The 12,278-nt window shown below is 60.4% G+C and carries 11 protein-coding genes; 9 read left to right on the top strand and 2 right to left on the bottom strand.

Translation table 11 applies throughout. The features are described 5' to 3' along the window. Nucleotides 1-2: 2 nt before the first annotated feature. Both M0D67_RS30310 and imuA read right to left on the bottom strand, forming a co-directional pair. A complete protein-coding gene (locus M0D67_RS30310) occupies nt 3-1,469 on the bottom strand; it encodes a DNA polymerase Y family protein (RefSeq protein WP_266240785.1) in 1,467 nt (488 codons plus the stop codon). Then, the gene (imuA, locus tag M0D67_RS30305) at nt 1,399-2,109 is read right to left on the bottom strand and encodes a translesion DNA synthesis-associated protein ImuA (protein ID WP_266240784.1); all 711 of its coding nucleotides are present in this window, start codon (nt 2,107-2,109) and stop codon (nt 1,399-1,401) included. Before imuA ends, M0D67_RS30310 begins: the two co-directional genes overlap by 71 nt. Nucleotides 2,110-2,431: 322 nt before the next feature. Between imuA and M0D67_RS30300 the strand changes: the two genes are divergently transcribed. The 9 genes from M0D67_RS30300 to M0D67_RS30260 all read left to right on the top strand — a co-directional run bounded on the left by M0D67_RS30300 (nt 2,432) and on the right by M0D67_RS30260 (nt 12,219). Beyond that, nucleotides 2,432-2,764: a hypothetical protein gene (locus M0D67_RS30300; RefSeq protein WP_266240783.1), complete on the top strand. Its 333-nt coding sequence runs from the start codon at nt 2,432-2,434 to the stop codon at nt 2,762-2,764. Between the two features lie 916 nt (nt 2,765-3,680). Further along, nucleotides 3,681-6,371, top strand: coding sequence for a type VI secretion system Vgr family protein (locus tag M0D67_RS30295; RefSeq protein WP_266240782.1), 2,691 nt, complete (start codon nt 3,681-3,683; stop codon nt 6,369-6,371). A 10-nt stretch (nt 6,372-6,381) separates the two neighbouring features. Then, nucleotides 6,382-8,319: an alpha/beta hydrolase gene (locus M0D67_RS30290; RefSeq protein WP_266240781.1), complete on the top strand. Its 1,938-nt coding sequence runs from the start codon at nt 6,382-6,384 to the stop codon at nt 8,317-8,319. Between the two features lie 11 nt (nt 8,320-8,330). Further along, nucleotides 8,331-9,371: a T6SS immunity protein Tli4 family protein gene (locus M0D67_RS30285; protein ID WP_266240856.1), complete on the top strand. Its 1,041-nt coding sequence runs from the start codon at nt 8,331-8,333 to the stop codon at nt 9,369-9,371. Between the two features lie 9 nt (nt 9,372-9,380). Continuing rightward, nucleotides 9,381-9,668, top strand: coding sequence for a PAAR domain-containing protein (locus tag M0D67_RS30280; protein ID WP_116117628.1), 288 nt, complete (start codon nt 9,381-9,383; stop codon nt 9,666-9,668). Nucleotides 9,669-10,173: 505 nt separating this feature from the next. Next, nucleotides 10,174-10,602: an antitoxin Xre/MbcA/ParS toxin-binding domain-containing protein gene (locus M0D67_RS30275; RefSeq protein ID WP_266240780.1), complete on the top strand. Its 429-nt coding sequence runs from the start codon at nt 10,174-10,176 to the stop codon at nt 10,600-10,602. Continuing rightward, nucleotides 10,602-11,063 (top strand): RES family NAD+ phosphorylase, encoded by a 462-nt coding sequence (locus M0D67_RS30270; protein ID WP_266240779.1) that lies wholly within the window; start codon nt 10,602-10,604, stop codon nt 11,061-11,063. The genes M0D67_RS30275 and M0D67_RS30270 overlap by 1 nt, the downstream gene beginning before the upstream one ends. Nucleotides 11,064-11,138: 75 nt before the next feature. Continuing rightward, nucleotides 11,139-11,504 (top strand): hypothetical protein, encoded by a 366-nt coding sequence (locus M0D67_RS30265; RefSeq protein WP_266240778.1) that lies wholly within the window; start codon nt 11,139-11,141, stop codon nt 11,502-11,504. 67 nt (nt 11,505-11,571) lie between these two features. After that, nucleotides 11,572-12,219 carry an HNH endonuclease gene (locus M0D67_RS30260; protein ID WP_266240777.1) on the top strand — a complete coding sequence of 216 codons (648 nt, stop codon included), beginning with the start codon at nt 11,572-11,574 and terminating at the stop codon, nt 12,217-12,219. The last annotated feature ends 59 nt before the right edge of the window (nt 12,220-12,278 follow it).

Genomic DNA, 12,278 nt, shown 5'->3' with positions numbered 1-12,278 from the left:
CCTTAGCCGAACAATCCATGCAGATACCAGCGCGCATCCTCGTCATCGCGGCTGCCGACCCTTTCGCGGTAGATCCAGTAGCAAACGAAGTCGTCCGACTCAGCGACAAAATAATCACGCGTGACGAGCTCGCCCGCAAACCACCCTGCCTCGACACGTTCCCCGGGCGATACCATCCGCAGCGGAGTGCCGTAGAAAGGGCGGTGCGCGCGCATGAGCAGTTTCACCGGTTCATCAAGCAGCCACGAAGGCCGCGGCGTGTCCGCGGGTGGAGGCACCCACTTTGCCGCGTCCGCCAACGGCACCCAGCGGGCGGCCGCCTCGGGGCGATGATCGGCGGCCGGAGCCGGGCGCAGCACGTTCTCTGCGCCCAGTCGCGCGACGAGCAGTTCCATCAGCCTCGCGTGGTCGCCTGGCAATCCGCCAGGTTCTGGGAACAGAGAATCGGATGCCGGTGCTGCCACCCGCACGTCGCGCGCTTCAACCCTGATCGCAATCACCGCGGCCGCCAATTCGACGCGAGATAGTCGCTCACGCAGCAGGCGAACGAGATGTTCCTCGCGCCACGTCGGTTCGCCGAGTGCAATGTCGATGGTCGTCGGCGCCATCGCCGAGCGGCCGCGTTCGTGTTCAAGTTGCACCATGAACCGCACGATCGCCAGTTGCTGATTGACCAGCCAGCCTGTCATCTGCACGATCAGCCTACGCGCAGCAAACAGACATGCCTCTGCGTGTTCAATCCTGTCGGGCATCTCGATACGCGCATCAAATGTCGGCGGCAATTCAAGCCACTCGTATAGTTCCGGCGCCGCGCCGGTCGCCCGATCTATCATGTCCAGCAACGAAGCGCCGCACCGCTTTTTGAGGCCAGCGCGAGGCAGACGCATCAGTTCTCCGATCGTCTGGCACCCTATGCCGGTTAGCCAGTCCGCGTATTTGCGAGCCGGCGGCAACATCAGAGCCGGTAGCCTGGACAAGCCACGCAACAGCGATTGTTGGGAAAGAGCGCGGCCGCCCCTTCGGCGCGCCAGCAACCAAGCCCCTTCGCCGGTCGGTGCGACGCTGATGGTCGTCGTCACGCCGATCGCTTCGCCGGCACGCTTCATCCCTCGAATCACCGCGCGAACGCCTCCGAAGAGCCGTAAGCTGGCGGACACGTCGACAAGTACCGTGCTTTCCTCGCCGAGCGTGACTAGCGGCGAAAATTGCATAAGGGCCGTAGCCAAGGCAATGACCGCTTCGTGCTCACGACCGGCATCGCGCTCGAACATTTGCGTGTTAGGCGCAAGGGAAATAACGCCGCCACGCCGCATGCCCGGACGTATGCCGGCCTCGCGCGCCGTCTGGTCGAGCGCAACCACGCGCTCGCGCTCGATGATCGCGAGGCCGTCCCCGGAATCAGGCGACCACTTCGGTCGATACACTTCGAGGCACAGCAGCGGGAGATGGACGCCGATCCACAATTGCATGGCGATTCACGTTCAGGATGGGCGAAGGGAAAAGCGGTACGAAAAGCGGTTCGTCGCGCCGCGGACCACGCCGTTTGACGAACTCAACGCTCACTCCGTGGCGGACAGGGCGCACGCCGAGCCTGAGCGGCGCTGGTGAGGCGTCGTTCGCTGCAGCCAGCGGCCGAATCATGAAAAAAACCGTGTCCGAGTTCTGCGCAGCAAGATGGAGCCGTCGCAGTGATTCCGGCCGAACGTGGCTCTGCCAGAAAATTAACGCCGAGCAAGTCCCCGCCCGCAGCACTTGCTCCGCAGCCCACAGGGCGTCGGCGGTTTGCTTCGTGCGCACTACGGCCATATGCTCGGCTGAGACGCCCCACCAGGCGAGCGCGGACGGCTGCAGCCGGTGTGGAGGCTGAATGAGCATCACCGGGCGGCCGGCGACCGCGTCAAGAGCTGGCTTGAGTAGCCGGACTTCGCCGCAACCCGGTTGCTGGACCAATAAATCGGTCAGTGCTCCACGTGGCCATCCGCCGCCAGGCAGTTCATTTGCCAAAGCGACGTCGCCGCATGGGACGACTCGCGTGTGGCCAGCAGCCAATTGCGAGCCGCGCCACAAGCCAGGATGAATCGACTCTACGTTCTGACAAATCGCCGTCATCGTGCCCTCAGATACTGTATGGATATACAGGCATTGTAGGCGATAACTGGGTGAAGGTGCGGGTCGGCAGGCGACCGTGATGCGGCCCTTTTCAAGAAGGGAACTGCGTGCCCGCGACGATTCACTCCAAGGAGACCGTTGAGGGGACGCAGGATGCCCCCGTGGTCCGATCCCCGGACCGCTGCATGGGCCACTGTGTCCGCCGACACAAGGAAGTGAGGCGACGGTGAATAAATTCACTAGCTATCTAATTGCAGGACCGGAAGCGATTGGTCCAGGCGCCGCGCCAGCGGCACATCAACCTTAATTACGGGTAATACGCATGAAACTGCAATTCCTCCTTCCCATCCTCGCTGCATTCAGCTTGACTTCTGCATCGGCGGCCTTGCAATGTGGCCATGGTGAATCCAAGGTGGTGGTCAAGTACGACACGCTTGGCGGCCTCACGCGTCAGGCGTTCAAGGACATCAGCTTCGACTCGGCCGATTCACGCTCCAACGCTCTTTCTCGCCAGACCGCTCGCCCTATCCCGGCTGGAACTGTCGCTTGCAAGGTCGACGGCGATGGTTTTTTTGACGATGCCGCGCATCTGAACGTGGCCGGTCAGCCGGTCGACTATTGGGTACAGGACCGGGCCGTAACTCCGGCGGATTAAGGTTGTCCGGCGGCTCCACAAAACCGGAAGGACCATCGCAAGGTGGTCCTTTTTTAGTCCGGGCTTGACAGAAAGCTCACCTCCCGCACGGCCGAGGTGCTGCTCCCAGTCAACGGCCAGAAAAAACTACAAATGAGGTGTCGTGTCTGGACCATATCCTGATAGGTCCAGACTTGAACTTAAGGCGCTTTTCCAGAAAGAGGGTCCCGGGACGGAGCAGCACACACCGCGGAAACTGAAATATTCCCGGCGCTCCGCCGGGGTAATGAAAACCCCCGAACGCGCGTGAGCGAAGTCAACAACGAGGCGTAGACAAAGAGGGGCGTCCGGTATCCACAGCGCGTGTGTGCTGCACGAGAGAAACAACTCCATGATGGCACCCCAATCCGTAGAAAAGTGGCGTACTTTCGTGTCAGTTCGGCGAATCACCCCGGGGGCAGACTGGGTTATCCTGCAAGCCTTTCAGGTTCTGGCCTCTACCTCGAGATTTTGCCAGGACACTCAGCCGACGCTCCCTTTCGGACGCGCCGGCTTTTTTTTACGCGTCGTCACTCGTGTGGTGGCAACACGCTTCCATGCCGCGTCATTCGCGTCTAGTGCAAACTCCGTCGCTCGTGAGGGCACCGGAGCATCACCGCCTCGTGCAGCACGGATCGTGGCAGCGCCCTTGCGGTCGTTGCATCGACCACGCCGTGCGCGCGCGTCGTCATCCTCGATCGAAGCCGCCGCCCACCGCGACGACTTGCCGCCAATGCATGCGAGGCTCAGCGAATGCTTTTGCGATCCGGTATTCACTTTTATATCCATTCCGCATTAATTCAATTTCCGTTTTCAATTCCTGACAATTATCTGATTGCTTTGGCCGTATCGTCATACGTAAAATCGCGCGAGAAAACAGAAATAATCGAGAGGCGGTATGAGCACGCAGGACATAATCGGGGCAATAACGGGCGGACTGTCGCAGCAGGGCCGTCTTTTAAAACTGGATACTCCGGCTGGCAACAACGTATTGTTGCCCCACCGTGTCACCGGGCGCTCGCGGATCGGCCGCGATTATTTCTTGCTGCTCGACTGCGTATCTACCTCGGGCGACGTGCAGCTCAAAACGCTGATCTCCCAAGCCGTTACCCTCTGGATCCAACAGACTGATGGGTCTTATCTGCCACATCACGGCTATGTGCACACCGCTCGCCGGCTGGGAGCAGACGGAAATCTTGCAAGCTACCAGTTGGGCTTTTCCTCGTGGATGCACTTCCTGAAGTTCCGCCGCGACCAGCGACACTGGCAGGACAAGGCAGTGGACGAGGTCATCTCGGACGTGTTCAACCAGCACCCGCAGGCCAAGGGAATGTACCGTTTCGCGCTGTCGAAGCCGCTGCCGACGCGCTCATATTGCAGGCAGGACGAGACCGACTGGAACTTCGTGCACAGGCTCCTGGAGTCTGAAGGCCTGTTTGGAATCTGGCAGCAGGCAGCCGACGGCAAATCGCACACACTGGTCATCACTGACCGCCTCGAAACGCTCGAACCGCTCTCGCCCGCAATGGTCACGTTTTATCGTGCAGGCGTGAGCAATGAGGCCGACGCACTCACCCAGTGGTCAGGCACACGGACACTGCAATCCGTGATGCTGTCGACGCGTACTTTCGACTATAAGAGTCCTTCGACGCCCTCCAATCCGAAAGGGACGTCGGTTCCCACGATGGAGAATCAGGGAGCGTTGCCCTCGCAAACAGAAGTCTATGAATACACCGGCGGCTATACGTATCCGGAACAGGAACGTGGTGATCACCTGTCGAAGATTCGCATGGAGGAATGGGAGTCGCAGGCCAAGCGCTTTCACGGCGTGGGCAGCCTGCGCGCGATGGACGCGGGCCGTCGCTTCACGCTGACCGGCCATCCGGAGCACGATCAGGACGCCGCGGACCAGCGCGAATTCGCAACCATCGAGGTTGAGTGGGCCATCGAGAACAATCTTCCGCTCTCCGGGCACGACGCGAATTACCCGCACAGCCTGAACAATCAGATCGCACAGGCCCGCGCCGACGATCCTGGCCAGGTGTTCTCCGTGAAGCAAGCGGACGGCTCCACGGGGTTCTATCGGGTCACCATCGAAGCGCAGCGTACGAAGGTGCCCTATCGCAGCCCGTTCGATCATCGCAAGCCCGAAGCGAAGCTGGAATCGGCGATCGTTGCGGGCCCGAAGGGCGAGGAATGCTACACCGATGAACTGAACCGGGTGAAGGTGCTCTTCATCTGGGACCGGCAAAGCGAAGGCGACGAGCGTGCATCGTGCTGGGTGCGCGTCGCGCAGTCCGATACCGGCGATGGATGTGGTGGCGTCCACATGCCGCGCGCGGGCGAAGAACTCCTGATCGGTCACATCGGCAATGACATCGACCGCCCGATTGCGCTTCATCGCGTGTACAACGGCGCGGCGAAACCGCAGTGGCATTCGAACGGCCTGCTTTCCGGCTATCAGTCCCGGGAGTACGGCGGTGGCGGCGGCTATAACCAGCACGTCATGGATGATTCCACGGGGCAGCCTCGCATGCGGATCATGAGCAGCCACGGCATGAGCGGTCTCCATCTCGGCTACCAGATCGTCCAGGACGGTAATTCACGCGGCGCGTACACCGGCAGCGGGTTCACCCTGCGCACCGACAATGCAGGTGCCGTCCATGCGGGCGAGGGACTGTATTTCAGCACACATCAAATCAGCGCCGACGGTCAGCCGCTCGATACCACCGCGCCGCGCGAGATCCTGGCGCGTGCGGATCTGCTGGTCGAGTCGTTGTCCTCCGCAAGTTCGACCGCCAAGGCCGAGGATATGAAGCCTGGCCGCGAAGCGCTTTCACAGTTTGCGAAGGCGACTCAGCACAGCAAGGCGGGCGTGGCCAAAGGCGGTAATACGGCAGGCGGTGGGACAGGAAACGCCAATGCCTTTGCCAAACCTGTCATGCTCGCATCGAGTCCAGAGAGCATGGGCTTTACCACGCACGCGTCGGCGCAGATGGTAGCGGACGAGCATCTGAATTTCGTCAGCGGCAAGGACACGTACTGGGCCGTGGGCAAATCGCTGGTTGCGAGCGTCGCAGAAAAAATCAGCGTGTTCGTCCAAAGTGCCGGTATGAAACTGATCGCCGGGAAAGGTGCGATCGACATCCAGGCGCTCACAGATCAGCTGCGATTACTCTCCGAACTCGGCCTGACGCTCAAGAGCAATAACGGCAGCATCGAGATCGACGCGAAGACCGAGTTGATGCTCAAGTGCGGGGGCTCATACATCCGTATTACCCCCGAAGGAATTGAGGACGGCACGCGCGGTGCACGCACGATCAAGTCGGCGTCGTTCAGCCGGCAGGGCCCGAGTTCGGTGGCGGAGCATATGAATAGCCTCGAGAAGCCGGCGTTCAACGATAAGTATCTCTTGCGCGACCGGATCACCGGCGACCCGCTCAAGAACCACCCTTACGAGATCGTGCGTGGGGATGGCACACGCCTGAGCGGAGTCACGGACGAGCTGGGCCATACGGTCGAGCAGAAAAGCAACGATATCGAAACCGTGGTGATCCGGGCGCTGCGGCCTGGCACGAGCAAAGCATAAGCGAGAATCCATGAGCGAAAATCAGCCCGACAATTCGGGTACGCAGGGCCAGACGTCCGGCGACGACGATGCCGAACAGGAAGTCGTCCGCCTCGCGTCGCAGACCGATGAGGACGGCCACTCTTCCGCCCAGGCGCCCTTGACGCCGGCCGACGACACCCGCGCCAAGGAGACCTTGCACGATCTGCGCCCCATCATTCCCGTCATTTTCATACCGGGCGTGATGGGCTCGCCACTGGCCGCCAAGGACAGTGGCGACGCGGCATGGTCCGCACCAAATACAGACACGATAGGTGCATCACTCGGCGCGTTGTGTTCACTCATCGCTGGATGGTTTCGCAGCGCGTCGTCGCGCGAAACACTTTTCGATCCCGAGAGTGTCATGGTGACGCCGCTCGGTCCGATCGTCGACCTTGGGGAGAAAGACCCGATTACCGAGAAGGAGGCGCGACGCCGCGGCTGGGGTTCGGTCTATAGGACCGGCTATCAACCTGTCCTGCTTTGGCTCGAGCAACAGTTGAACAACCCGATGCTGCTCGGCAAGCCAGAAGGCGCGTGGATCGACCCCGATCCCGAGGGCGAGAAATGGGCACTCCATCCCGTGCTAGGCACCGATCCGAAAACCTACGGCGCCATTGCTGCAGCAGGAAAAGGCCAGGTGATCGCACCGGACTCCGCGGAATTCAAGAAATTCGCCAAGTTTCGCTATCGCGTCTATGCGATTGGATACAACTGGCTGCAGTCGAACGACCTTTCGGGGCGTGATGTGGTGAATGGTCTGGACGTCCCCGATCCGCAGACAAAGAAGACGACACGGCTGATGGGCGTCACCGAGATCTGCAAGGAAAACGATACGGGCAAGGCCATTATTCTGACGCACTCGATGGGTGGACTGGTGGCCCGCTTCGCGGTGTTAAACCATGAGCTCGAAGGTCTTGCGCACGGCGTATTTCATGGATGTCAACCGGCCACCGGTGCTCCTCTGGCCGCAAAGCGTTTCAAGACAGGCGGCAGTCCCGAAGGCGGTATGAATGGTTTCATCAATGGCAGTCTGCTGGGGCGCGATGCGGACGAGTTCATGGCGGTGATGGCGAACGCGCCGGGACCGATGGAGCTGACGCCGATGCCGGATTATCACAATGGCGCGCCGTGGTGGATTTTTGCGCGGCCCGACGGACAGGTGGTCATGCAGTTCCCGGAGCACGGCGATCCGTATAACGATTTGTATGTGAATTCCAAGTGGTACGGTTTGCAGCCGCCCGACAAACAGCTCGATCCGGCTGGGATCGTCAAGACGCGGCTCAATGCAGGCGGGCTTCAGACAAGCCTATCGGATTACTATCGATCGACTATGGAGACCGTTGTAAAAAACCAGAGCCATTTGAAGAATCATTACCATGGCAAGACATATGTAGCCTACGGCGAGGGTGGCCTCGACTTCAGGTCACCACAGTCGGGCACGACGACAGAGGCCAACGACACGAGCAAGCCTGGCATCGAAAAAGGAGACCCGACGAAGAATCTGTTGACGTGGGGTAACGCAATCTGGACTGGAGATGTGCCTTCGGACGTGCAGGCGCCTGAACTTCAGGCCGCAAAGTTGCTGCACGACTCGGGCAAGGGCGAAATCCGCGTGCTTCTGGAACAACGCAATCTGAGTGTCACGTTCAGCGTCCAGAAGACAAATACGTTGCCGGACGTGAATGCCAAGACTGACTGGTCACAGGTGGCAACCAAGACGGGAATCATCCGTGGCGACGGTACGGTGCCGGTGTGGTCGGCCGATGCGCAGGCGCGCGGGTTGAAGCCTGAGGTGCCTGGCGATCCGGCCAAAGGAGTTCAGATGGCGTTCGTGCAGGGCGGATACCAGCACATGACCAGCTACGCGCACCCATGGACTCACTGGGCGATACTTTACAGTGTGGTCCAGATCGTCAACGACATCTAGGTGCCGGGAACATGTTAATGGTTCGCCTCTTTCGCTCCCTCATTCTGCTGGCAGGTCTTTGCGCCTGCTCTCTTGCGCTTTCCGTGGAACCAACGATGAACAATCCGCTGCTGTCCAAAGTGCGCCCGTGGTGCATCGGCCGCCTCGTATTCGACCGGCCCGCGTCGAGCGAGATTTCGAATCAACATTATGCGTACAGGGGAGACAAACTCGAAACAACTCACAATGTCTCACTTGATGTCTATCGCACCCAAGTCGAGGCCCGGGAGAACGAGTTGCGTACGAAGCAACGCTATAACCCCGTCAACCTGGATGAGAAAACCGGGAAGGCCTGGCTCGAGAAGGCATTTTCTCCGGTCAACGATTCGCGGTTTTTTATCTACCAGGAAGGCGTGGCGAAAGTCGAGATGCCTTTCAGAACGGATGGCTACCTCTTTGCGGACCACACACTCTTTCATACCGCCGGCCTCATGGGAGCGTCTGCTCTTGGCAACTCGGAGAATATCTACAGCGACACCTACAGGCGCATCAAGGCGCGAGACAACTGGACAGTGCCGACGGAGTCCGGGTTTTGCTTCGACGGCGGGATCGTCACCGGATCGTCGACCTACACGGAAGAAGTCAGCCAGTCGTTTGCGCTGATGCCGGGCCGACCTGCGCTGCTCCTGATCAAGATGCGAGATGCGGTCGAGCAGGATCAAGGTCAACCGCTCACCAAGAATCTGTCCGAGCTTCGCGCACAACTCGATCGAATGCCTGGCAGCTATCGCATCGTGCGCAAGGGCAAGCGCGTGGTGGCCGGCATGGACGCCGAAGAGGTCCTGTTTGCGCTTCAGGACGGCCCGATTACGGTCTACCGTTTCTATCTGCTGGCACCGGGCAATCCTGCCACGCTTGCGCAACCGCATACCTCGGTTGAACTGCTGCTTGGCACGTCTTCACGGAGCGACCTGCCGCCTGATCAGGCAACGTCGCCGGTCGATGAGGCGGGAGCGCTGCAGGTATGGGACGCCCTGCTGAATAGCCTGCGGCAGCGACCGGGTGCAGTGTAGGAGCGCACGATGCGGCGTTACGACATTGTGAAAGGCGACAAAACGACGGTGGGTGGCATCGTGCAGGGTGGTGACGGTAACGACCTGCTCGGCGGGCGCGAGCAGGCCTACGAAACTGATCCCGTCCTGTGCCCGGTCTGCAAGACCGTTGGGTTGATCAAGTGCGAGGGCGCGCGCATTTCAACGACAGGACCGGACGGCCGGCAGGCGGCTCTGAGCGACGATCTGTGTGTCTGTCTGTGCACACCGCATCCGCGTCTTGTGCCGTCGCAAACGACGTCTTACGTTGACGTGTAGGCGCCGCTGCACGCTGACGCAGCGAGCCGATAACGAATACCAAGGAGGGTGATGTGATGAGGAAGCGAATATTCAGTCTGATGCTGCTGCTGGCGATCGTGGCAACTATGGCGGGTTGCGCGTCGCTAAAATGCATTCCGACGTGCTGACTGATGGCCACGAAAGTGATTCGGGTTGCGGTGCTGCTACTGGTGGCCAGCGTGTCGGGTTGTGCGATGTTTACCTGTAATGCCCCTCCGGTGTGTTGATTGCGCGCGAGACCCCCGGAATTCGATTATGGAACCGGACGTCGTCGCAGCGCCATTTCCCCGACGCATGTCGCCCCCGTACCCCCTGCAGCCTATACCGGAACCGGGACTGATCGGTTGACCTCGTGTCGCAACCCTGTCACGTGGCGGGCTGATCTTCACGGTTGGGGGATGCGCGCTTTTAGCCTTCTGGTTGTTTCGCTGCGGTATCAAGTGGTGTATAGTTAGGCATCGATTGATACCTTTCGGAGCATTCCATGGTTATCGTTTCACCCGCCAGAATTGCGTCAGTCATGGCGTTGACGCCATTGCCGACATCGTTTGCGGAGCTGGATGACCGAGTCCGGGGTGGGCTCCCGAAGTCGGCGTTGCGCGCCAGTGTCGAGCATGTCACCCGAACGTCTGACGAGCGTCGCAGCCTGCTTTTTCGCATCGTCCCGGAAGCCACTTTCAAGCGCCGGCGCGAACTGCTGAGCCCGGATGAATCCGAGAAGGCAGAGCGGCTTGCACGCATCTTCGCCACCGCGGAATACGTGTGGGATTCGGAGGCTGACGCCCGCGAATTCCTGAACGCCCCGCATCCGCTGCTGGACGGCCGTACACCGCTCGACGTGTCGATGACGGAATTGGGTGCGCGGCGAGTCGAAGAACTGCTCTGGAAGCTGTTCTACGGGATTCCTGCGTAATGCGGATTTACCGAATCGCAGACCGTCGCCATCCCATCTGGAACGGCACCGGCGCCATGCTGGTCGGTGGCCGGTTCAACAGCCCCGGCCGCGCTGTGATCTACGGGGCAACCACGTTCGCCGGGGCAATGCTTGAGGTGCTCGTCCACGCGCGGATCGGCAAGGTGCCACGTACGCACGTCGTTGTCGCAGCAGACGTTCCGGACGAAATTCCGGTAGAGCGAGCACTGGAGGCCGTCCTGCCGGCAGGATGGGACGGGCCGAATATCGATCTGGCACGAGACTTTGGTGATCGCTGGATCGCAGAAGCACGCAGCGCTATCCTGCTTGTGCCATCGGTCGTCGCGCGGGAAGAATGGAACGTGCTAGTCAATCCTGCGCATCCGCAGGCTGCGCGCATCGCCGTGGGTGAGGCTCGTCCCGTGGTGTGGGACGAACGACTCTTCAAGAGTCCAGGATAGCCCTAGGCCGAGGGACCGCGAGCAGGGCAAAAAGTTAGCGCTCGACTACACAGAAAACAGAAGCAGGACTCGACTATGGAACGCGAAGAAGCCAGGGAAATTCTCAGCATGTTGGCCAAGGGTATCTCGCCGGTGACCGGAGAAATCCTCGCCACTGAGAGCCCGTTCAACGAGCCGAAGGTGATCCGCGCGCTAATCGTCGCACTTGAGCAGTTCCCCGCAGCATCGCGCGCAGCGGCATCCGAACGCAAGCTGCCAGCACAAGCCGGGAAGTCGTGGCCTCCGGAAGAGGATAAGCGGTTGCTCGAGGCGTTTGACGCAGGGGTGAAGCCGAACGCGCTCGCCGAGATACACGGCCGAACACGGGGAGCAATTGACTCGCGGCTAACGAAGCTCGGCCGCCTGACATCCGGGAAGGCTTTGCCAGTGGCTGCGAAGTAGAGGAGCTGGGGCCACGCACGAGAGCGCGTGCGGAATAGGGCATCGGGAAACTAACGGAAATTAAGTGATGCGCGAAGCCCGTGAACTGTTCGTCGAACTCATACCAGCAAGCGCATGGTTCTCAAACCTTCGCTCGGAGTTGACTCCGGACGAATGGAAGATGGTAAAGACGGCCGCGTATCGCGCCGCGAACTATCGGTGCCAGAAATGCGGGGGCCGTGGGCCCAAACATCCGGTCGAATGTCATGAAAGGTGGCATTTCGACAGGCACTCTGGCCTGCAAACACTGCTCGGTACAATCGCCCTGTGTCCGGATTGTCACGAGGCAACCCATTTCGGGTTTGCGCGGGTCAGGGGCCGCGCTGCGGCCGCGCGCGCGACGCTGATGCGGGTGAACGGATGGGGGCGGCTGGAAACGGATGCCCATATCGGCGAGTCAATGGAAGCCTGGAAACAGCTCAGTGCGATCAGTTGGAGACTGGATGCCCGTTGGCTGCTTGAAAAATTTCCTGATCTGTCGACAGCCACACGCACCAAGATTCTGGATCACGCCGCGGGAAGCATGCTCGCCGAAGGATTGAGCGTTCGCACAGGAGCGCGAGTGCGAGTGAGAGACGAGCCCACCTCGGGCCCCACGCTGTCGATAGCAGCTCGTCTGTGTCGGTTTCTTTATGGGCTGTGGGGAGTCAGTAATGACCACGCGGATCCAGCCTGAGAGGTCAGCTTTTCGTATGTAATATCTGACGGAGTCCTGATATCTCGTGGCATACCCCC

Origin of the sequence: Paraburkholderia sp. SECH4 (genome assembly GCF_030511745.1) — a bacterium.
Taxonomy (GTDB): Bacteria; Pseudomonadota; Gammaproteobacteria; order Burkholderiales; family Burkholderiaceae; genus Paraburkholderia; species Paraburkholderia madseniana.
The sequence above is the reverse complement of the archived record's forward strand: the minus strand, read 5'-3'. Positions and strand labels throughout refer to the sequence as shown.

What these genes read in the sequence shown, in the direction of transcription:
- M0D67_RS30275 (WP_266240780.1), top strand. Translation starts at nt 10,174, where the DNA reads ATGGTTATCGTTTCACCCGCCAGAATTGCGTCAGTCATGGCGTTGACG.
- M0D67_RS30300 (WP_266240783.1), top strand. Translation starts at nt 2,432, where the DNA reads ATGAAACTGCAATTCCTCCTTCCCATCCTCGCTGCATTCAGCTTGACT.
- M0D67_RS30310 (WP_266240785.1), bottom strand. Translation starts at nt 1,469, where the DNA reads ATGCAATTGTGGATCGGCGTCCATCTCCCGCTGCTGTGCCTCGAAGTG.
- imuA (WP_266240784.1), bottom strand. Translation starts at nt 2,109, where the DNA reads ATGACGGCGATTTGTCAGAACGTAGAGTCGATTCATCCTGGCTTGTGG.
- M0D67_RS30270 (WP_266240779.1), top strand. Translation starts at nt 10,602, where the DNA reads ATGCGGATTTACCGAATCGCAGACCGTCGCCATCCCATCTGGAACGGC.
- M0D67_RS30265 (WP_266240778.1), top strand. Translation starts at nt 11,139, where the DNA reads ATGGAACGCGAAGAAGCCAGGGAAATTCTCAGCATGTTGGCCAAGGGT.
- M0D67_RS30260 (WP_266240777.1), top strand. Translation starts at nt 11,572, where the DNA reads ATGCGCGAAGCCCGTGAACTGTTCGTCGAACTCATACCAGCAAGCGCA.
- M0D67_RS30295 (WP_266240782.1), top strand. Translation starts at nt 3,681, where the DNA reads ATGAGCACGCAGGACATAATCGGGGCAATAACGGGCGGACTGTCGCAG.
- M0D67_RS30290 (WP_266240781.1), top strand. Translation starts at nt 6,382, where the DNA reads ATGAGCGAAAATCAGCCCGACAATTCGGGTACGCAGGGCCAGACGTCC.
- M0D67_RS30280 (WP_116117628.1), top strand. Translation starts at nt 9,381, where the DNA reads ATGCGGCGTTACGACATTGTGAAAGGCGACAAAACGACGGTGGGTGGC.
- M0D67_RS30285 (WP_266240856.1), top strand. Translation starts at nt 8,331, where the DNA reads ATGTTAATGGTTCGCCTCTTTCGCTCCCTCATTCTGCTGGCAGGTCTT.